The sequence below is a fragment of the Pseudomonas sp. CG7 genome, assembly GCF_023701885.1.
Taxonomy (GTDB): domain Bacteria; phylum Pseudomonadota; class Gammaproteobacteria; order Pseudomonadales; family Pseudomonadaceae; genus Aquipseudomonas; species Aquipseudomonas zanjanensis.
The window spans coordinates 12,867-32,138 of sequence record NZ_JABAEE010000049.1 but is presented as its reverse complement, the minus strand read 5'-3'; the positions used below and the strand labels follow the sequence as shown (position 1 = coordinate 32,138).

At 62.9% G+C, this 19,272-nt stretch carries 17 protein-coding genes; 5 read left to right on the top strand and 12 right to left on the bottom strand.

Features of this window, described 5'->3' with window-relative positions:
• Nucleotides 1–16: 16 nt before the first annotated feature.
• The gene (locus HGO40_RS19470) at nt 17–1,390 is read right to left on the bottom strand and encodes a GTPase/DUF3482 domain-containing protein (protein WP_250964345.1); all 1,374 of its coding nucleotides are present in this window, start codon (nt 1,388–1,390) and stop codon (nt 17–19) included.
• Nucleotides 1,383–2,750 carry a DUF2868 domain-containing protein gene (locus tag HGO40_RS19465; protein ID WP_250964344.1) on the bottom strand — a complete coding sequence of 456 codons (1,368 nt, stop codon included), beginning with the start codon at nt 2,748–2,750 and terminating at the stop codon, nt 1,383–1,385. Before HGO40_RS19465 ends, HGO40_RS19470 begins: the two co-directional genes overlap by 8 nt.
• A gap of 86 nt (nt 2,751–2,836) precedes the next feature.
• Between HGO40_RS19465 and HGO40_RS19460 the strand changes: the two genes are divergently transcribed.
• A complete protein-coding gene (locus tag HGO40_RS19460) occupies nt 2,837–3,349 on the top strand; it encodes a dihydrofolate reductase (RefSeq protein ID WP_250964343.1) in 513 nt (170 codons plus the stop codon).
• Nucleotides 3,350–3,468: 119 nt separating this feature from the next.
• Here the strand turns inward: HGO40_RS19460 and HGO40_RS19455 are convergent, their stop codons facing one another.
• Complete coding sequence (locus HGO40_RS19455) at nt 3,469–4,860, bottom strand: L-cystine transporter (protein ID WP_250964342.1); 1,392 nt, start codon at nt 4,858–4,860, stop codon at nt 3,469–3,471.
• A gap of 242 nt (nt 4,861–5,102) precedes the next feature.
• Between HGO40_RS19455 and HGO40_RS19450 the strand changes: the two genes are divergently transcribed.
• Nucleotides 5,103–6,158: an HAD family hydrolase gene (locus tag HGO40_RS19450; protein WP_250964341.1), complete on the top strand. Its 1,056-nt coding sequence runs from the start codon at nt 5,103–5,105 to the stop codon at nt 6,156–6,158.
• A gap of 358 nt (nt 6,159–6,516) precedes the next feature.
• On the opposite strand, the gene ilvD is transcribed toward HGO40_RS19450, so the two are convergent.
• The 4 genes from ilvD to HGO40_RS19430 all read right to left on the bottom strand — a co-directional run bounded on the left by ilvD (nt 6,517) and on the right by HGO40_RS19430 (nt 12,005).
• The gene (gene ilvD / locus HGO40_RS19445; RefSeq protein WP_250964340.1) at nt 6,517–8,358 is read right to left on the bottom strand and encodes a dihydroxy-acid dehydratase; all 1,842 of its coding nucleotides are present in this window, start codon (nt 8,356–8,358) and stop codon (nt 6,517–6,519) included.
• A gap of 268 nt (nt 8,359–8,626) precedes the next feature.
• On the bottom strand, nt 8,627–9,832 hold the full coding sequence (locus HGO40_RS19440; RefSeq protein ID WP_250964339.1) for an MFS transporter: 1,206 nt from the start codon (nt 9,830–9,832) through the stop codon (nt 8,627–8,629).
• Between the two features lie 205 nt (nt 9,833–10,037).
• Complete coding sequence (locus HGO40_RS19435) at nt 10,038–11,234, bottom strand: class I SAM-dependent rRNA methyltransferase (RefSeq protein WP_250964338.1); 1,197 nt, start codon at nt 11,232–11,234, stop codon at nt 10,038–10,040.
• A 231-nt stretch (nt 11,235–11,465) separates the two neighbouring features.
• Nucleotides 11,466–12,005, bottom strand: coding sequence for a type 1 glutamine amidotransferase domain-containing protein (locus tag HGO40_RS19430; protein ID WP_250964337.1), 540 nt, complete (start codon nt 12,003–12,005; stop codon nt 11,466–11,468).
• Nucleotides 12,006–12,238: 233 nt separating this feature from the next.
• Here HGO40_RS19430 and HGO40_RS19425 point away from each other — a divergent pair, with 233 nt between their 5' ends.
• The 3 genes from HGO40_RS19425 to HGO40_RS19415 are packed head-to-tail and all read left to right on the top strand — an operon-like array spanning nt 12,239 to nt 14,272.
• Entirely contained in the window at nt 12,239–13,054 is an 816-nt protein-coding gene (locus HGO40_RS19425; RefSeq protein WP_250964362.1) for an HDOD domain-containing protein, read from the top strand.
• Nucleotides 13,055–13,084: 30 nt separating this feature from the next.
• Entirely contained in the window at nt 13,085–13,897 is an 813-nt protein-coding gene (mutM, locus tag HGO40_RS19420) for a bifunctional DNA-formamidopyrimidine glycosylase/DNA-(apurinic or apyrimidinic site) lyase (protein ID WP_250964336.1), read from the top strand.
• Between the two features lie 54 nt (nt 13,898–13,951).
• The gene (locus tag HGO40_RS19415) at nt 13,952–14,272 is read left to right on the top strand and encodes a multidrug transporter (RefSeq protein WP_250964335.1); all 321 of its coding nucleotides are present in this window, start codon (nt 13,952–13,954) and stop codon (nt 14,270–14,272) included.
• Nucleotides 14,273–14,435: 163 nt separating this feature from the next.
• On the opposite strand, the gene HGO40_RS19410 is transcribed toward HGO40_RS19415, so the two are convergent.
• From HGO40_RS19410 to HGO40_RS19390, 5 genes are all read right to left on the bottom strand, one after another.
• Entirely contained in the window at nt 14,436–14,687 is a 252-nt protein-coding gene (locus tag HGO40_RS19410; RefSeq protein ID WP_003195146.1) for a YfhL family 4Fe-4S dicluster ferredoxin, read from the bottom strand.
• A 133-nt stretch (nt 14,688–14,820) separates the two neighbouring features.
• Nucleotides 14,821–15,300 carry a pantetheine-phosphate adenylyltransferase gene (gene coaD / locus HGO40_RS19405; RefSeq protein ID WP_250964334.1) on the bottom strand — a complete coding sequence of 160 codons (480 nt, stop codon included), beginning with the start codon at nt 15,298–15,300 and terminating at the stop codon, nt 14,821–14,823.
• A 178-nt stretch (nt 15,301–15,478) separates the two neighbouring features.
• A complete protein-coding gene (locus HGO40_RS19400) occupies nt 15,479–17,074 on the bottom strand; it encodes a GMC family oxidoreductase (protein WP_250964333.1) in 1,596 nt (531 codons plus the stop codon).
• A 149-nt stretch (nt 17,075–17,223) separates the two neighbouring features.
• The gene (locus tag HGO40_RS19395; RefSeq protein ID WP_250964332.1) at nt 17,224–17,769 is read right to left on the bottom strand and encodes a twin-arginine translocation pathway signal protein; all 546 of its coding nucleotides are present in this window, start codon (nt 17,767–17,769) and stop codon (nt 17,224–17,226) included.
• A 27-nt stretch (nt 17,770–17,796) separates the two neighbouring features.
• The gene (locus HGO40_RS19390; protein ID WP_250964331.1) at nt 17,797–19,227 is read right to left on the bottom strand and encodes a coniferyl aldehyde dehydrogenase; all 1,431 of its coding nucleotides are present in this window, start codon (nt 19,225–19,227) and stop codon (nt 17,797–17,799) included.
• Between the last annotated feature and the right edge of the window lie 45 nt (nt 19,228–19,272).

Genomic DNA, 19,272 nt, shown 5'->3' with positions numbered 1-19,272 from the left:
CCAGACCTTGTGTCGCTCAGAGCTGCGCGGCCAACTGCTCGATCTGCTCCTGCCGCTCCGCCTGGCTCAACCGCGGCTGGGGATTGAGGGATGACCATTGCGGATGCGCCCGGGCCTTGTTCAGGGCTTCGGGCAGCTTGCCCTCTCGCCAGGTCTTGTCCTGGGGCGTGGCGATGCGGATGCTGTCCAGCGCCGCGTGGCCGCGCAGGTTGAGGGCTTGCAGCAACTGTCCTTGGCGCAGGGCCAGCAGGCGCAGCACGCTGTCGTCGACCGTCAGCTCCCGTTGCCCCTTGAGTTTGCCCATCAGCCGGTTGCCGTAGCTGCGGGCGGTTTGCAGGGTGCCGCCGACAATCGCCCCAGCCAGGGCGGCGGCGCCTAGGGTCAGGCCACCTACCAGCAAGTCCACCCCGGCACCGGCCGCCGCGCCCGCCGCGATCCCGCCGCCGACGCGTACACCCAGTTGCTTGAGGGTTTCGGGGGTGAACAGGTCATCGCCCCAGCGCCCGTCGAGCAGCGGCAGGTCGCTGGCGGCGGCGTCCTGGGGGCGGAACGCGTAGAGCTTGAGCAGGGCTTCGACACAACGCTGTTCGCGTTGACGCACCGCGTTGCGCAACTCGCCAATGGCCTGGCGTTCCAGTTCGGTATCGCTGGCGACGCTGCGTCGGCAGGCGGCGCAGTCGATCAGCAGTTCGGCGATCAAGCGCGCCGCGCTCTGCTGGCGGGCCAGGCGTTGGGCCTGTTGGTCGGCGACCAGTCGCTCCAGTTGCCCACGGGCGCTTTCCAGCAACAACGCGAGGCTTTCATACAGGCGTCGCTCGCCGTCCTCGGGCGGGGCGACGCTGTCAAAGCGTACCAGGGCGTGCAACCCCAATCGCGCCAGGGCTTCGCGCCAGTCGGGTTCGCGATGCTGGGCGCTGCTGACGAAATTCAGCACCGGCAGCAGCGGTTTGCCACAACTGGCGAGGACTTCCAATTCATCGCGGTACTTGGCCAGCACCGGTTCCCGGGCATCGATCACATACAAACCGGCGTCGCTGGCGAGCAATTGCCGCAGCACCTTGGCTTCCTGTTCGAAGCGTTGTCGCGCCTCGCTACCCTCGAGGAAGCGAGCCAGGCGCGCCGGGCCGTCGAGGCGTTCGCCAGGACGCTCCAGGCGCTCGAGGTAATCGAGCAGGGCGATGGCGTCTTCCAGGCCCGGCGTGTCGTACAGCTCCAGCAACGCTTCACCGTCCACCGACAGGCGCGCACCTTCGACATGCCGGGTGGTGCTTGGGCGGTGGGACACCTCGCCGAAGCCGACGTCGCGGGTCAAGGTCCGCAGCAACGAGGTCTTGCCCACGTTGGTGTGGCCGACCACGGCCAGTTTCAGCGGCTTCACGGGGTCAGTCATGACCGCTCTCCAGCCAGTTCAAGGGCATGCAATCGGCAAAGGGCAACTGCAGCTGTTGCAGCGCGGTGTGCCAGTCGCCCAGGCGCTCGGCGTCCAGCGCTTCGCCGGGCGGCGCCTGCAACAGCCAGACGCGGGTGGCGCTGGCGCTGCGGGCCAGCTCGGCGATCAGCGCCAGGCTGCCACGGTCCGGCGAGCGACGTGGGTCGCAGGCAATCGCCAGGCGTGCCGGCGGAAAACGCGACAGCTGTTCGAGGAGTTTGTGGCGTGACTCGCGGCTGTCGAGGATGCCGGCGCTCTTCACGGTCTCGGGCAGCTTGGGCGGCCAGGGCCGATCATCCAGTTCGATCGCCACCAACAGCGCGCCGTCGCTGTCCATCGCACTGACGGCACTTTCGACTCGATGCAAATGCGCGGGAGCGGCGTCGTTGACGCCCAGGCGTTCGCTGCTGGGCATTAAGCGCTCACGTAGCTGTGCGTAGCCGGGCAGGTTCAAGTCCAGGCGCAGCGTGGCGCGACCGCGTCGCCAGCGCCATAGGCACAGCAACGCCAGGCCCAGGCGCGGCAGCACGCCATAGGCCAGCAGCACGCCGACCAGCCAGGCGGCCCAGGCCTGGCGGGCGCTTTCGATGTTCAGCGCGGCGTCGCCACTGGCGCGGATCATGTCCTCGGTCGGCACGCTGAAGCCCAGCAGTGCCGGCAGCGTGCCGAGGGCCTGGGTCATGGCGACGAAGGTTTCGCTGCCCAGCAGGGTGGTTTCCCAGACGAAGCCATAACGCCGGGTCGCCATCAGCAGCAGGACAATGACCAGCGCGCTGAGCATCGCCAGCAGCCACAGGCCATTGACCAACACACCGAGGGCCCAGCGATTGAGTTTGTGCCGTTGCAACAACAGCAGCAGGGCTGGCGCCAGTTGGGCGGCCTTGGCGTCGCGGGCGAGTTTTTCGCTGAGCCACAGCCACAGGCGTCCCAGTGCGGCACCTTGCTCACCGGCAAAGACCAGGCCCATGGCCCAAGCGATGAGCAGCACCAGATTCAACCCCAACAGGCTGCCCAAGGCCCAGAACACATTGACCGGTGCCTGGCCGTCACCGAGGGCGGCCAACCCGAGGCCGGCGCCGCTGATGACGGCGAGCAGCGCCAAGGCGATCAGCGCCAGGCGCGCCCCTTGCAGCCAATGGCGCAGGGCTTGCGTGAGGCCATCGCGCTCGGCCAGCCAACGGGCGCGCTGATGGATGCGGGCGGATAGATCGCCGCCTGACGCACGGGCCAGGCGATTGGCTTCCTGGTCTTGGAGCGGGCCGGCGTGCTCTTCACGCAGGCGGATCGTCTCGGTCAACCAGAGGTTCTGCAGTACTGTCACGGGGGCTTCCGTTGCTCGAATGAGGGTTGAGCATAACCGCTGTGATGCCTGTCGGGGTACGCCGGGCCTCTGGTATCCTCGCGGCCATGAACAAAACTCTCCCCCTAAGCCTGATCGCAGCCCTCGGTGAAAACCGTGTGATCGGCGTCGACAACAGCATGCCCTGGCACCTGCCGGGGGATTTCAAATACTTCAAGGCCACCACCTTGGGCAAGCCGATCATCATGGGGCGCAAGACCTGGGATTCCCTCGGTCGACCGCTGCCGGGGCGGCTGAACATCGTCGTCAGTCGCCAGCCGGCTCTGGTGCTGGAAGGTGCCGAGGTGTTTTCCACCTTGGAAGCAGCCGTGGCGCGGGCCGAGGCCTGGGCGCTGGAGCAGGGTGTCGACGAATTGATGTTGATCGGCGGCGCCCAGCTCTATGCCCAGGCCCTGGAGCAGGCGGATCGGCTGTACCTGACCCGCGTGGCGCTGAGCCCTGAGGGAGATGCGTGGTTTCCTGAGTTCGATTCGAGCCAGTGGCAGCGGGTCTCGAACCAGCCGAACCCGGCTGAAGGCGACAAGCCGGCCTACAGCTTTGAGGTGTGGGAAAAGCGTTAAAAGCATCGCGAGCAAGCTCGCTCCCACAATGGATTTCTGGCGAACACAGAATCTGTGATCACTGCCGATCCCTGTGGGAGCGAGCTTGCTCGCAATAGCTATCCATCAGGCGCCACCCATCAAGCGTGCACCAACTCCCCATGCTCCTGGGCATCAAGCAATGCCTTGTCCGTCTGCTGCATCACCTGGCTGGTGATCGCCCCGGCGGTGATCGAGCCGCTGACGTTCAACGCCGTACGGCCCATGTCGATCAAGGGCTCGACGGAAATCAGCAAGGCCACCAGCGACACCGGCAAGCCCATGGCCGGTAGCACGATCAGCGCGGCGAACGTCGCGCCGCCACCGACCCCGGCCACCCCGGCCGAACTTAACGTCACGATCGCCACCAGTGTCGCGATCCAGACCGGGTCCAGCGGGTTGATGCCTACGGTCGGTGCGACCATCACCGCCAGCATGGCCGGGTAAAGGCCGGCACAACCGTTCTGGCCGATGGTGGCGCCGAACGAGGCGCTGAAGCTGGCAATCGCCCGGGGAATGCCGAGGCGGCTGGTCTGGGCTTCGATGCTCAACGGGATAGTGGCCGCGCTGGAGCGGCTGGTGAAAGCGAAGGTCAACACTGGCCAGATCTTGCGGAAGAAGCGCAATGGGTTGATGCCGGCAGCGGACACCAGTAGGCCATGGACCACGAACATCAGGCCCAGCCCCAGGTACGACACCACGACGAAGCTGCCGAGCTTGATGATGTCCTGCAGGTTGGAACCGGCCACGACTTTGGTCATCAGCGCCAGCACACCGTATGGCGTCAGCTTCATCACCAGGCGCACCAGGCGCGTCACCCAGCTTTGCAGGGTGTCGATCGCGTTGATCACTTTCTGGCCTTTCTCCACGTCATCCTTGAGCAACTGCAACGCCGCGACGCCGAGGAACGCGGCGAAGATCACCACGCTGATGATCGACGTCGGCTTGGCCCGCGCCAGGTCGGCAAAGGGGTTCTGCGGAATGAACGAAAGCAGCAGTTGCGGGATGTTCAGGTCGGCGACCTTGCCGGCGTAGTCGCTCTGGATCACTTGCAGGCGCGCCAGCTCCTGGGTTCCGGCCACCAGGCCTTCGGCGGTGAGGCCGAACAGGTTGGTCAGGCCGATGCCGATCAGCGCGGCGATGGCGGTGGTGAACAGCAGCGTGCCAATGGTCAGGAAGCTGATCTTGCCCAGGGACGAGGCGTTATGCAGGCGGGCCACGGCGCTGAGGATTGAGGCGAAGACCAGTGGGATCACGATCATCTGCAGCAACTGCACGTAACCGTTGCCCACCAGGTCGAACCAGCCGATAGAGGCCTTGAGCACCGGATTGCCGGTGCCATAAATCGTGTGCAGGGCGATACCGAACATCACGCCCAGCACCAGCGCCAGCAGCACTTTCTTGGCCAGGCTCCAGGTGCGGTGACGGGTTTGCGCCAGGCCGAACAGCAAGGCGAGGAACACCAGCAGGTGGAGGATCAGCGGCAGATTCATCAAAAGAGACTCCGATAAGACGGGCCAGTCGCCCGAAGCCGCGACTGTGAGCCGGGAAGCCTAACAGCCTGATATCTAATGATTTAATACTAAAAAGGCATGTTGATTGTCGTTTATGGAATAAGGACTTGGCGTTTGCGGGTATGTCGCTGGCGTGATCAGGACGCAAGCGGTCGCGGCTGGGCGAGGACTGTCATACGCATTTGTTAGCGTCGAGTTCTTTGATCCCGGGAGAAATGCCGATGAAGCTCGCACCTCGTTTTCTCGCTGTCGCCTTGAGTCTTGGCCTCGTCGGCCAGGCACTTGCCACCGAACTCAAGCACTGGCCAGCGGAGCAGGCCAAGGCCTTGGACGCGATGATCGCCGCCAACGCCAACAAGGGTAACTACGCGGTGTTCGACATGGACAACACCAGTTACCGCTATGACCTTGAGGAATCGTTGCTGCCGTTCATGGAGAACAAGGGCCTCATCACCCGGGAAACCCTCGACCCGTCCTTGAAGCTGATGCCGTTCAAGGACACGGCCGACCATAAGGAAAGCCTGTTCAGCTATTACTACCGTTTGTGCGAAGTGGACGACATGGTCTGTTACCCGTGGGTGGCCCAGGTGTTCTCGGGCTTCACGCTCAAGGAACTCAAGGGCTATGTCGATGAGCTGATGGCGTCCGGCAAGCCGGTGCCGACCACTTATTACGATGGCGACAAGGTGGTCCAGTACAACGTCAATCCACCGAAGATCTTCACCGGCCAGGCCGAGCTGTACAACAAGCTGATGGAAAACGGCATCGAGGTCTATGTCATGACCGCTGCTTCCGAAGAATTGGTGCGCATGGTCGCCGCGGACCCGAAATACGGCTACAACCTCAAGCCGCAGAACGTGATCGGCGTGACCACGCTGCTCAAGGACCGCAAGACCGGCGAGCTGACTACCGCGCGCAAGCAGATCACCAACGGCAAATATGACGAGAAAGCCAACCTTGGCCTGGAGTACACGCCGTACCTGTGGACCCCGGCAACCTGGATGGCCGGCAAGCACGCGGCGATCCTGACGTACATCGACGAATGGAAAAAACCGGTGCTGGTGGCGGGTGACACACCGACCAGTGACGGCTACATGTTGTTCCACGATGTGGACGTGGCCAAGGGCGGGATTCATCTGTGGGTCAACCGCAAGGACAAGTACATGACCCAGATCAACGGCATGATGGCCAAGCACGCCGCGGCCCAAGCCAAGGAAGGGTTGCCAGTGACGGCGGACAAGAACTGGGTGATCGTCAAGCCTGAAGATATCCAGTAATCCCCCAGGTTCTGGAAAAATGCACAAACCTGTGGGAGCGAGCCTGCTCGCGATTGCGGTGTGTCAGCCAGCAAAAATGTTGCTGATCCGCCGCTATCGCGAGCAAGCTCGCTCCCACAGGGATCATCAGAGATTCGAAAGGGGATGAACCCGTGGCGAGGGAGCTTGCTCCCGCTGGGCTGCGCAGCAGCCCCAAGGTCGTCAGCCCACGCATTGAGGTGAGGGACGAATTATGGGGGCCGCTTCGCGACCCAGCGGGAGCAAGCTCCCTCGCCACAAAAGATGACTTGGCTCAAAGGGTCGAACTGAAGCCCAAAAAAATGCCCCGCACTTGGCGGGGCTTTTTTATGGGTAGCGCTTACAGGCCGTCAAGCATCGCCTTGTTACGCACCGCGCCCTTGTCGGCGCTGGTGGCGAGCAGGGCGTAGGCCTTGAGGGCCGTGGTGACTTTGCGTGGACGCACTTCCACCGGTTTCCAGCCCTTGTTGTCTTGTTCTATGCGGCGCCCGGCCAGTTCTTCGTCGCTGATCAACAGGTTGATCGAGCGGTTCGGAATGTCGATCAGGACCTTGTCGCCATCGCGCACCAGGCCGATGGCGCCGCCCGCCGCCGCTTCCGGCGAAGCGTGGCCGATGGACAGGCCCGAGGTGCCACCGGAGAAGCGGCCATCGGTCAGCAAGGCGCAGGCTTTGCCCAGGCCCTTGGACTTCAGGTAGGACGTTGGGTAGAGCATTTCCTGCATGCCCGGGCCGCCTTTCGGACCTTCGTAGCGAATGATCACGATGTCGCCGGCCTTCACTTCGTCAGCGAGGATGCCGCGCACGGCGCTGTCCTGGCTTTCGAAAATCTTCGCGTTGCCTTCGAACACATGGATCGACTCGTCGACGCCGGCGGTTTTCACCACGCAGCCGTCCAGGGCGATGTTGCCGTACAGCACGGCCAGGCCGCCTTCCTGGGAATAGGCGTGTTCGACGCTGCGGATGCAGCCGTTTTCACGGTCGTCGTCCAGGGTTTCCCAACGGGTCGACTGGCTGAACGCGGTTTGCGTCGGGATGCCCGCCGGGCCGGCCGTGAAGAAGTGATGCACGGCCTCGTCGGTGGTCTGGGTGATGTCCCACTTGGCGATGGCCTCGGCCATGGTCTTGCTGTGCACGGTCGGCAGGTCGGTGTGCAGCAGGCCGCCACGGGCCAGGGAACCGAGGATGCTGAAGATCCCGCCGGCACGGTGCACGTCTTCCATGTGGTACTTCTGGATGTTCGGCGCGACCTTGCACAGCTGCGGTACGTGACGGGACAGACGGTCGATGTCGCGCAGGTCGAAATCGATCTCGGCTTCCTGGGCCGCGGCCAGCAAGTGCAGGATGGTGTTGGTGGAACCGCCCATGGCGATGTCCAGGGTCATGGCGTTTTCGAACGCCTTGAAGTTGGCGATGTTGCGCGGCAACACCGACTCGTCGTTCTCGCCGTAGTAGCGCTTGCACAGCTCGACGATGGTCCGGCCGGCCTGCAGGAACAACTGTTCGCGGTCGCTGTGGGTCGCCAGGGTCGAACCGTTGCCCGGCAGAGCCAGGCCCAGGGCTTCGGTCAGGCAGTTCATCGAGTTGGCGGTGAACATGCCGGAGCACGAACCGCAGGTCGGGCAAGCGCTGCGCTCATACTCGGCAACCTTCTCGTCAGAAGCGCTGGAGTCGGCGGCGATCACCATGGCGTCGACCAGATCGAGGCCGTGGCTGGCGAGCTTGGTCTTGCCGGCTTCCATCGGACCGCCGGAGACGAAGATCACCGGGATGTTCAGGCGCAGGGCGGCCATAAGCATGCCGGGGGTGATCTTGTCGCAGTTGGAAATGCACACGATGGCATCGGCACAGTGGGCGTTGACCATGTACTCGACCGAGTCGGCGATGATCTCGCGGCTCGGCAGCGAATAAAGCATGCCGTCGTGGCCCATGGCGATGCCGTCGTCCACGGCGATGGTGTTGAATTCCTTGGCAACGCCGCCGACGCGTTCGATTTCCCGGGCAACCAGTTGGCCGAGATCCTTGAGGTGCACGTGGCCCGGTACGAACTGGGTGAAGGAGTTGGCAATGGCGATGATCGGCGTCTTGAAGTCGTCATCCTTCATCCCCGTGGCGCGCCACAAGGCACGGGCGCCGGCCAGGTTGCGGCCATGGGTGGATGTGTTCGAGCGGTAATCAGGCATGGAGCACTCCGGGCGGCTAATCAGGTACTTATCAGGTATCAATGGGGAAGTGAGCTTCTGTCGACGTCTGGAGCACCCGGGTTTGGCCGTGTGTCCGGAAGTGGCCGATGACTTTGCAGGATCGCTGCGCGCCTCGGCATGAGCTCATAAACCCGCCGGGGATGAATGGCGATGAATGCCACGATTCTACACCGCTGGCGCCAGGATGAAATGACGCAAAGCGCTGATCGGGCGCCAATGTCGTGCGCGGGATGACGACTGGCAGGGTTCAGCCGGCTAACAGCCCCCTATCGCGCTGCCGGACCAGGGCATTGAGTGCCAGCCCCAGCAGGCTGAGCAGGATCAGGCAGAGGGCGAGGGCCAGCTGTAAGTCCAGCGGGGTGAGGCTGATCACGGCACTGGTTAGCCCGCCGACAATAAAGATCAGTACGCTACCGGCCGAGGCGGACGTGCCGGCCTGCGCCGGAAATAGCGTCATTGCTTGGTTGTTGGCTGCCGCCCTGGCGATGGTCGTTCCGGCGGTGCAAACGATCATCGGCGCTAACAGGGTAGTGATCGACAAGCCTAGGTAATTGGTGAGCCCCAGCATCAGGAGGCCTGCGGCAAGGATCAGGCCCAACCCCGTGACGATTTGCGCCTGTGGATCGATTCGATTGCTCAGCACGGACGCCACCGCGCCCCCGCCGATATAGGCCAGACCGTAGCCCAGCAGTACCAGCGAAAAAGCCTCGGGCGATAAGTGCAACTGGTCGATCAGGACCAGCGGTGAAATGACGATGAACGAAAAGTGGCAGGAAAAAGCCAGCGCCGAGGTTAACCAATAAGCGACGAAACTGAAGTCACCGAAGACCTTTCGATAGGATGCGATGATATTGAAACGCCTGGGTTGACTGCCGGCTGGGGGGTATTCAAGCAAATGACAGGCGCTTGCGAATACGCCAATTGCCAGGGCAATGAACACCAGGAAGCTGCCGCGCCAGCCCATCCAGCTTTGCAGCCCGGTGCCAGCCAGGGGCGAAACGGAAATGAAAATCCCGCCGCAGGTGACCAGCAAGACTCGCAATCGCTGTTGTTCCTGTCCGGTGAACAGGTCTTGGATCAGCGCTTGGGACAGCACGAAACAACCGCACCCCAAAGCCTGGACGACACGGAAGAAGAGAAAGGACCAGTAACTGTCGGCGAGTACGCAACCTGTTGCTCCAACCGCTGAAACGGCGATCCCGATCAACAGCAGGTTTTTTCGTCCCATAACGTCGGAAAGCGGACCGATCAGCAGTTGCGAAAGGGCGATGCCCACCGCGAACAGGCTGACAGACAGGGCGATATCGGATGATGGGCTCTGAAAGTGTTCGGACAGTGCAGGGAACGAGGGCAGCACGACATCGATTGGAAAGACGCCGAGCAGTGTCAGCGTCAGCAACAAGCCGACGGTGGCCGGTTTGCGGGCTGCCAAGCGGTTTTGCGGATCAGTCATGAGGCGTTCCAAGGCGTACCTGAGGGTCGCTTTCAATCCTAATGCGTCATGTCCGCCAGTCACGGGGAGATTGAGTAGGACGGTTCTGGAAATTGCGTGGGGGGCTCCTACAGACTTATTCAGGCGCGCAAAAAAAATCGCAGCCAAGGCTGCGATCTGGGGGCCATTAGGGGGCACAGCGCTACGGCACTGGCCCCGCCAGGCCTCAGCTGTTGGGCAACAACCGGCAGGTGATGCTCTTGATGTAGCGGGTTTCGGCGATGGCCGGGTGTACCGGGTGGTCGGGTCCCTGGCCGCCGCGTTCGAGCAGTTGGATGTTGCGGTCCAGGTGACGGGCGCTGGTCAGCAGGATGTTTTGCAGGTCGTCTTCGGGCAGGTGCATCGAGCACGATGCGCTGACCAGGATGCCGTCCTTGCTGAGCAGGCGCATGGCCTGCTCGTTGAGGCGGCGATAGGCGCCTTCGCCGTTCTTCAGGTCTTTCTTGCGCTTGATGAAGGCCGGTGGGTCGGCGACGATCACGTCGAAACGCTCTTCGCTGGCCTTGAGTTCCTTCAGGGCTTCGAAGACGTCGCCTTCGATGCAGGTCAGCTTTTCTGCGAAGCCGTTCAGCGCGGCGTTGCGCTCGACACCATCGAGGGCGAAGGCCGAGGCGTCGACGCAGAACACTTCGCTGGCGCCGAACGCCGCGGCTTGCACGCCCCAGCCGCCGATGTAGCTGAACAGGTCCAGCACGCGCTTGCCCTTGGCGTACGGGGCCAGGCGTGCGCGGTTCATGCGGTGGTCGTAGAACCAGCCGGGTTTCTGGCCTTCCATCACGGGCGCTTCGAACTTCACGCCGTTCTCTTCCAGGGCCACCCACTCCGGCACCAAGCCGAACACGGTCTCGACGTAGCGGTTCAGACCTTCGGCGTCACGAGCGGCGGAGTCGTTCTTGAACAGGATGCCGCTGGGCTTGAGCACTTGGGTCAGGGCGGCGATCACGTCGTCCTTGTGGGCTTCCATGGTGGCCGAGGCGATCTGCACCACCAGGATGTCGCCGAAACGGTCGACCACCAGGCCTGGCAACAGGTCGGAGTCGCCGTAGACCAGGCGATAGAACGGCTTGTCGAACAGCCGCTCGCGCAGGGACAACGCCACGTTGAGGCGATGTACCAGCAGGGATTTGTCCAGCGGCAGCTTCACGTCACGGGACAGCAGCCGGGCGCAGATCAGGTTGTTGGGGCTCATCGCAACGATGCCCAACGGCTTGCCGCCGGCGGCTTCGAGGATGGCCTGGTCGCCGGCCTTGAAGCCGTGCAGGGGCGTGGCGGCTACATCGATTTCGTTGCTGTAGACCCACAGGTGGCCGGCGCGCAGGCGACGGTCGGCGTTGGCTTTGAGGCGCAGGCTAGGCAGGGACATGACGTCGCTCCGGAAAAAAGAGCGGGAGTATACCGTGTTGCAACCTTGGCGGGGCTTGCGGTGGACATGTGGTGAGCAAGCACCCTCTCGCTTGGCCGTAGGAGCTGTGTAGGAGCTGTCGAGTGAAACGAGGCTGCGATCTTTCCCCAGACACTTGAGTCGCGAGCGAAAGATCAAAATCAAAAGATCGCAGGCTTCGCCAGCTCCTACAGAGCGAGAGCGCAGCAGGCTTCAAGCGGACAACGCGTTGAGCAACTCGCGGTTAAAGGCCGGGATGTCATCAGGCTGGCGGCTGCTGATCAACGTGCCGTCCTTGACCACTTCCTGGTCGACCCAGTTCGCCCCGGCGTTGACCAGGTCATCCTTGAGGGTCTTGTAGCTGGTCATGGTCTTGCCCTTGACCAGCCCGCTCGATACCAGCAGCCAGCCGCCATGGCAAATCACCGCGATGGGCTTTCTCGCCGCCTCGAAGCCTTTCACCAGCTTCTGGGCGTCGGGGTCGATGCGGATGGTATCGGAGTTCTGTACGCCACCGGGCAGCACCACGGCGTCGTACTGTTCGACATTGGCGGCCTTGAAGGTCAGGTCGATCGGGAAGTCGTCGGCCGGCTGGTCGTGGTTCCATCCTTTGACCTGGCCTTCGCGGGCCGAAACGATGTCCACCTGGACGCCGGCCTGTTCCAGCGCCTGTTGGGGGCCGGTCAGTTCGGCTTGTTCAAAACCGTCGGTCACCAGAATGGCGACACGTTTATTGTTCAGGGAGCCAGGCATGAAAAAATCTCCTCAAGCTGAGTGGCTGGGTTGCCGACTAAAGCCTGTATGCAGGCTCGGCTGTCGGCCCTGTAAAGTCCGAAGCCGATGCCTGAAGGAAAGTTCCGCCGATCTTCCTTGCGGTGTATCGGATCCATCTTTAAGGGTTAGAATCCCCGCCTGACCCAGAGTGTGTACTCATGTCCAAAGAGCTTACTGCCGAACAGATCCAACAGTCCTTGCAAGGCATCAGCGTGCCGCCCCAGCCGCAGATCATGGTGGATCTGCAGATGGAGCAGTACATGCCCGACCCGGACCTGGAGACCATCGCCAAACTGATTTCCCAGGACCCGGGCCTTTCCGGGGCCTTGCTCAAGATCGTCAACTCGCCGTACTACGGCCTGCGCAACAAGATCACCTCGATCCAGCGCGCGGTGAACCTGCTGGGCAGCCGTTCGATCATCAACCTGATCAATGCGCAGTCGATCAAGGGCGAGCTGCACGATGATGCCATCGTCACCCTGAACCGCTTCTGGGATACGGCCCAGGACGTGGCGATGACCTGCCTGACCCTGGCCAAGCGCGTTGGCCTGGAAAACGGTGACGAGGCTTATGCCTTGGGGCTGTTCCACGATTGTGGCGTGCCGTTGATGCTCAAGCAGTTTCCCAACTACATGAGCGTGCTGGAAGAGGCCTACGCCAGTGCCAGCGCCGAGTGCCGGGTGGTAGACACCGAGAACCGCGTGTTCAACACCAACCATGCGGTGGTCGGTTACTACACGTCCAAATCCTGGCGCCTGCCGGATCACGTCAGCCAGGCCATTGCCAACCACCACAATGCCCTGGCGGTGTTAAGCGACGAGTCTTCACGCAACAACAGTCCGCTGAAAAACCTGCTGGCGATCCTGAAGATGTCCGAGAACATCTGTGCCTCCCACCGGGTACTCGGCAACCAGGCCGAAGACCACGAGTGGGAGAGCGTCGGGGGCCTGGTGCTCGACTACATCGGTTTGTCGGAATACGACTTCCAGACCCAGAAACAGGAAATTCGCGACCTCGCCTCTCGTTGAGCGCGCGGCGTCGCCTGATGCGAGAACACCATGCCAGAACTGCCGGAAGTCGAACCCACCCGCCGCGGCATCGCGCCCCATCTTGAAGGCCAGCGGGTCAGTCGCGTGGTGGTCCGTGACCGCCGCCTGCGCTGGCCGATCCCGGAAGATCTCGACGTGCGGCTCTCGGGCCAGCGCATCGTGCAGGTGGAGCGGCGGGCCAAGTACCTGTTGATCAACGCCGAGGTCGGCACGTTGATCAGCCACCTGGGCATGTCCGGCAACTTGCGCCTGGTGGAGGTCGGCATGCCCGCCCTCAAGCATGAGCACGTGGACATCGAGCTGGAGTCCGGCCTGGCCTTGCGCTACACCGACCCCCGGCGTTTTGGCGCGATGCTCTGGAGCCTCGACCCGCTCAATCACGAGCTGTTGATTCGCCTCGGTCCCGAGCCGTTGACCGACCTGTTCGATGGCGAGCGGTTGTTCCAGCTATCGCGAGGGCGCTCCATGGCGGTCAAGCCGTTCTTCATGGACAACGCGGTGGTGGTGGGCGTGGGCAATATCTACGCGACCGAGGCGCTGTTCGCCGCCGGAATCGACCCGCGCCGGGCCGCCGGAGGCATTTCCCGGGCGCGTTACCTGAAGCTGGCGATCGAGATCAAGCGCATCCTCGCCCATGCCATCGAGCGCGGCGGCACCACGTTGCGGGATTTCATCGGTGGGGATGGCCAGCCCGGCTATTTCCAGCAGGAACTGTTTGTCTACGGCCGCGGCGGGGAGTTGTGCAAGGTCTGCGGCACGGGGCTGCGGGAAATTCGCCTGGGCCAGCGCGCCAGCGTCTGGTGCCCTCGCTGCCAGAGCTGATCGGTCCTACGGTCTATAGTCAGTATTCATACTGTTTTAGCCGAAGGATCGACCATGAATCTGCTTCGACCTGTCGTTCTCGCGCTGCTGCTGAGTGTCGGTTTGCCTGCCCAGGCCAACAGCGGCAGCGGCGACCCGCGCTACACCATCCAGAATCCGCCGGCCTTCGCCATGATCGGCGACCTGCTGATCGCCCGCCCACTGCTGCTCGCCGCCACGGTGATCGGGGCGGGGGCGTTCGTGGTGTCGTTGCCCTTTACCGCGCTGGGCGGTGGGGTCGGCGATGCGGGGAAGGCGCTGGTGGTGGACCCGGCGAAAGCCACGTTTGTGCGATGCCTGGGGTGTGTGGGGGAGGGGTTTGAGCGGCAGGAGTAATTGTCAGCATCTGCATTTGTGGTGTGGCTGCTGGCCCTTTCGCGAGCAGGCTCGCTCCCACAGGGATCTATTGAGTTCACACAATCTGTGTCCTAAGCAAATCCCTTGTGGGAGCGAGCCTGCTCGCGAAGAGGCCGGCAAAGACGCTACAAAACCACCTGGCTCAAGCCTTGCCAGTGATCTTGCGATATTTCTCCATCAACTGCTCTTCCGTCTCCGGATGAGCCTCGTCCAGCGGGATGCAATCCACTGGGCAAACCTGCTGGCACTGGGGTTCGTCGTAATGGCCGACGCACTGGGTGCACAGGTTCGGGTCGATGACGTAGATTTCCTCGCCTTGGGAAATGGCGGCGTTCGGGCACTCGGGTTCGCAGACGTCGCAATTGATGCAGTCGTCGGTGATGATCAGGGACATGCAGGCTCCTGCCGGGGCGTTGGGCCCGGGCATCTGAAAACGTATGGGCGCAATTGTGCCGCATTGACGAGCGCAGTGCACGCGGGCGCGATGGACTGCGCTGTGCTGCGAGGCGGCTCGCAGCATCCGCCAGCTATTTCTTGAAGCGCAGGGTCAGTGCATCGGCCACGGCCGGGTGGACGAACTTGGTGATATCACCGCCCAACGCCGCAATTTCCCGTACCAGGGTCGAGGAAATGAACGAGTAGCGCTCCGACGGCGTCAGGAACAGGCTTTCGACGTCCGGTGCCAATTGGCGGTTCATGTTGGCCAATTGGAACTCGTACTCGAAGTCCGAGACCGCGCGCAGGCCGCGAAGGAACACGTTGGCGTCCTTTTCCTTGGCAAAGTGGGCCAGAAGCGTCGAGAAGCCGACCACTTCCACGTTGGGCAGGTGCTTGGTGACCTCGCGGGCCAGTTCCACACGTTGTTCCAGCGGAAACAGCGGGTTTTTCTTCGGGCTGGCTGCCACGGCAATGATCACATGGTCGAACAGGCGCGCGGCGCGTTCGACCAGATCGCCATGGCCCTTGGTAATAGGGTCGAAGGTACCTGGGTACAACACTCGGTTCATCGCGTCGTCCTGGCGGGAGTCCGTTGGGGAGTCGGATGGTATCGCAGCCTTCTCGGTCGGCCAAGTCGGCTGTTGCGTAAGAAAGCACTATAGACGCTGCGAATAACCCGGATATTCAGACGTTCGGTAAGCCTGTGGCGAGGGAGCAAGCTCCCTCGCCACGGTTTCAATACAGGGTTCATGGGTTTTCCAGGCGTTCGGCCAGGGCCGTCGCCAGTTGTGCGGTCAGCCCGTACACCGACAACTGCGGGTTGGCGCCGATGCTGGTGGGGAACAGCGAGCCGTCATGGATCGACAGGTTGCCCAGTTGGTGATGGCGGCCCAGGCTGTCGGCGACGGCGGTTTTCGGGTCTTCGCCCATGGCGCAGCCACCCATCACGTGGGCACTGCCCAGGCGCGTGCGATACAAGGCCAGGTCGAGCCCGTCGATCAACGCGCGGGCTTCGGCCAGGGTCTTCACGTAGTGGGCATCGCTATGGGCGGGCATGACCGCCTTGGCGCCGCCGGCGAATTGTATTTCGGCCATGCTGTGGAAAGCCCGGCGCAGGCCATCCCAGGTATATGGCGAAACGGGGTAGTCGAGCACGGGCGTGCCGTCGCTGCGCAACTCGACGCGGCCACCGGGACTGTCCGGGTGAAACCCGTCGCGCAACAGCGCCAGCATGGCGTGGGTATGGGGCAGTCGGGACATGTGCACGGCGTTCTCGGCGCCGAACCCGCCCAATAACGTGGTGGCGAGGGCCGGGTGCAGGGGCGGGACTTCGAGCTTGTAGGCCATCTTGCCGGTGGTCCCGTCCTGCCATTGGAAATGATCCGAATAAATCGATTGCGGCGCGCCGTAGAACGGATTGATGACCTCGTCGAATTGCCCGACGGACATGTTCACCAAGTGCAGGAAGGTACGCTTGCCCACGCGTTCGTGCGGGTCTGGCGCCTCGGAGCGCAGCAGCAGGCCCGGGCTGTTGATGCCACCACCCGCCAGCACGTAGTGCCGCGCCTTGACGGTGATGCGCCGCCCGGTCGGCGCCCCGCAACGTTCGTCCATGGCGTGGCATTCGAGACCGACGACGGCGTCGTTCTTGATCGTCAGGCGCTCGGCCCGCGCCAGGTAAAGCAGCGCGCCGCCCTTGTCCAGCGTGGCCGGGATGGTGGTGACCAGCATCGACTGCTTGGCGTTGGTCGGGCAGCCCATGCCGCAATAACCCAGGTTCCAGCAACCGCGGACGTTGCGCGGGATGACGTGCCAGGCGTAGCCCAGTTGTTCACAGCCGTTGCGGATCACGTCGTTGTTGGCGTTGGGCGGAACGAGCCACGGCGCCACGCCCAGGCGTTGTTCCATCTGCGCAAACCAGGGTGCCATGTCAGCGCGGCCGTGGCCCTTGACGTTGTGCTCGGCGGCCCAATGGTCGAGGGTCTGGTCGGGCGTGCGGAAGCTGGAGGTCCAATTGATCAGCGTCGTGCCACCGACGGCCCGGCCCTGGAGAATGATAATGGCGCCGTCCTTGCTCATGCGCCCGAGGCCTTCCTGGTACAGGCTGCTGTAGGCCTGGTCTTCGAGCAGCTTGAAATCATGGCTGGGCTTGAGCGGCCCTTCCTCGATCAGCAACACACGGTAGCCGGCGGCACTGAGGATTTCCGCCGTGGTCCCGCCACCGGCACCGCTGCCGACGATGGCCACGTCCGCTTCCAGGGTCAGGTCTTCGGTCAGCTGCGCGCCGTTGTAGGTGGTCCAGCCACGGGCGAGGCCTTCGCGGAAGGGATCGGGTACGGGCATGTTCGGGGCTCTCTTATTGTTATGTGTCGACGATGAGGAACCCTGTGGGAGCGAGCTTGCTCGCGATTGCGGTGTGTCAGTCGACAAAAATGCTGCTGATCCGACGCCATCGCGAGCAAGCTCGCTCCCACAGGGTGCAACTTGGTTTTTCAGACCGTTGGCGGTCCTGGGTACCCGCAACGCGCCCAGGACTCGGGGCGGCTGTACCAGGCCATCATCACCAGTTGCAGCAATGAACTGTGGCCTTGTCTCAGCAGGTCCAGTGAACTGTTTTCCCACCGGGCGAGGAACTGGCGGATGTCATCGGCGCTGGCGTTCTCCCATGAGCCCCAGACCCCAGTCAGTGGTCCACGGGTAATGCCCAGGGTGAGCACATCGAACAGCTGATGCGTGAGCTTGAGCATGGCGGGGGACAAGTGGGCCAGGCCGTTGTCCAGGCTTTTCAGGGTTTCGTCAGTGGCGGCAGGGACTTGTTCGACGGTCACTGCGCCCTCCAGCATCACGGGGATGACGCTGCGTAGAAATGGCAGGTCGCTGTCGCGCAGGGCGATCAAGCCCGCGGCCGGTTGGCTTGGCGAGCAACCGCTCAGGCTGATGCCGAGCCCGACGGTGGCCAGGAAGGCGCTGGCGCCGAGGCTGAATTTCAGCAGGCCGCGCCGTGACAGCGCGGGGGTATCGATGAGGCTTGGGTTCATTATTGTTATTACCCGGCAAGAGACGCGTCAGCGGACAAACAGCTTCTGGATCAGTTTCTGCAACGGCTTGCCATAGGGTGGATAAATCAGCTTCGCCGCGTTGAATCGCTGTTTGGTCAGCACGCCCTTGGCCTTGCTGAAGGTCAGGAAACCCTCATGCCCGTGGTAGTGCCCCATTCCCGAGGGCCCGATGCCGCCGAATGGCATGTCATCCTGGGCGACATGCAGCAACGTGTCGTTCAGGCAGACGCCGCCGGAATGGGTTTCGTGGAGCACGCGATGCTGTTCGGCCTTGTTGTAGCCGAAGTAGTAGAGCGCCAGCGGGCGGGGTCGCTGATTGATGTAGGCAAACGCCTGGTCCAGATTGTCATAGGGCACGATGGGCAGCAGCGGGCCGAAGATCTCGTCCTGCATGACGGTCATCTCATCGTTGACGTTGAGCAGCAGGCTGTGGGCCATGCGGCGACCCTGGCCTTGCTCGAACAGCTCGATCAGCAACGCGCCTTTGCTGGTGGCGTCGCCGATGTAGCCGTTGAGCCGCGCCAGTTGTCGTTCGTTGATGACGGCGGTGTAGTCCGGGTTGTCCGCCAGGGTCGGATAAAACCCGCGAACCGCCTCGCGATACGCCTCGACGAATTCGCCGACGCGGTTCTGCGGCACTAGCACATAGTCCGGGGCGACACAGGTTTGCCCGGCATTCAGGGTTTTGCCGAAGGCAATGCGTTCGGCGGCGTCCTTGATCGGCACATCGACCGACACGATGGCCGGCGATTTCCCACCCAGCTCAAGGGTGACCGGCGTCAGGTTTTCCGCCGCGGCGCGCATGACATGCTTGCCAATGCTGGTGGCGCCGGTGAACAACAGGTGATCGAAGGGCAACTTGGAAAACGCCATGCCCACCTCCGCCTCGCCCAGCACCACGCACACCAGGTCCTGGGGGAAGACCCGGGCCAGCAATTGCTTGAGCAGCAAACCGGTCGCCGGTGTCGATTCGCTGAGCTTGAGCATCACCCGGTTGCCCGCCGCCAATGCCCCTACCAGCGGCCCGATGGCGAGGAACAGTGGGTAATTCCACGGGACGATGACCCCGACCACGCCCAACGGCTGATAGATCACTTTGGCGGACGCCGGTTGAAAGGCCATACCCACTTTGCGCCGGGAGGGTTTCATCCAGCCCTGGAGATGACGGCTGGCGTAATGAATGCCATGCAGGCTCGGCATCAGCTCGGCCAACAGTGTTTCGTCGGCGCTGCGGTGGCTGAAATCCTGGCTGATGGCGTCGATCAAGGCTTGGCGTTCGTTGCTTAATACCTCCCGCAGTGCCTTGAGCCATTGGCGGCGCTGTACGGCCGGTGGCATCGGGTGGGCGGCGTAGGCCTGGCGCTGGGCATCGAAGCGCGACCGCAGCTCGTCCAGTTGTTGTTGAGACTCGTGCAGGTAGGCCACGTCGGCAGGCATCGTCAGGCACCAGATATTATTAGAGTGGATGTTTTTTAGAGCTTG

What these genes read in the sequence shown, in the direction of transcription:
- HGO40_RS19470 (WP_250964345.1), bottom strand. Translation starts at nt 1,390, where the DNA reads ATGACTGACCCCGTGAAGCCGCTGAAACTGGCCGTGGTCGGCCACACC.
- coaD (WP_250964334.1), bottom strand. Translation starts at nt 15,300, where the DNA reads ATGAACCGAGTGTTGTACCCAGGTACCTTCGACCCTATTACCAAGGGC.
- ilvD (WP_250964340.1), bottom strand. Translation starts at nt 8,358, where the DNA reads ATGCCTGATTACCGCTCGAACACATCCACCCATGGCCGCAACCTGGCC.
- HGO40_RS19435 (WP_250964338.1), bottom strand. Translation starts at nt 11,234, where the DNA reads ATGTCCCTGCCTAGCCTGCGCCTCAAAGCCAACGCCGACCGTCGCCTG.
- HGO40_RS19415 (WP_250964335.1), top strand. Translation starts at nt 13,952, where the DNA reads ATGAATCTGCTTCGACCTGTCGTTCTCGCGCTGCTGCTGAGTGTCGGT.
- HGO40_RS19455 (WP_250964342.1), bottom strand. Translation starts at nt 4,860, where the DNA reads ATGAATCTGCCGCTGATCCTCCACCTGCTGGTGTTCCTCGCCTTGCTG.
- HGO40_RS19395 (WP_250964332.1), bottom strand. Translation starts at nt 17,769, where the DNA reads ATGAACCCAAGCCTCATCGATACCCCCGCGCTGTCACGGCGCGGCCTG.
- HGO40_RS19450 (WP_250964341.1), top strand. Translation starts at nt 5,103, where the DNA reads ATGAAGCTCGCACCTCGTTTTCTCGCTGTCGCCTTGAGTCTTGGCCTC.
- HGO40_RS19430 (WP_250964337.1), bottom strand. Translation starts at nt 12,005, where the DNA reads ATGCCTGGCTCCCTGAACAATAAACGTGTCGCCATTCTGGTGACCGAC.
- HGO40_RS19460 (WP_250964343.1), top strand. Translation starts at nt 2,837, where the DNA reads ATGAACAAAACTCTCCCCCTAAGCCTGATCGCAGCCCTCGGTGAAAAC.
- HGO40_RS19390 (WP_250964331.1), bottom strand. Translation starts at nt 19,227, where the DNA reads ATGCCTGCCGACGTGGCCTACCTGCACGAGTCTCAACAACAACTGGAC.
- mutM (WP_250964336.1), top strand. Translation starts at nt 13,085, where the DNA reads ATGCCAGAACTGCCGGAAGTCGAACCCACCCGCCGCGGCATCGCGCCC.
- HGO40_RS19400 (WP_250964333.1), bottom strand. Translation starts at nt 17,074, where the DNA reads ATGCCCGTACCCGATCCCTTCCGCGAAGGCCTCGCCCGTGGCTGGACC.
- HGO40_RS19410 (WP_003195146.1), bottom strand. Translation starts at nt 14,687, where the DNA reads ATGTCCCTGATCATCACCGACGACTGCATCAATTGCGACGTCTGCGAA.
- HGO40_RS19440 (WP_250964339.1), bottom strand. Translation starts at nt 9,832, where the DNA reads ATGACTGATCCGCAAAACCGCTTGGCAGCCCGCAAACCGGCCACCGTC.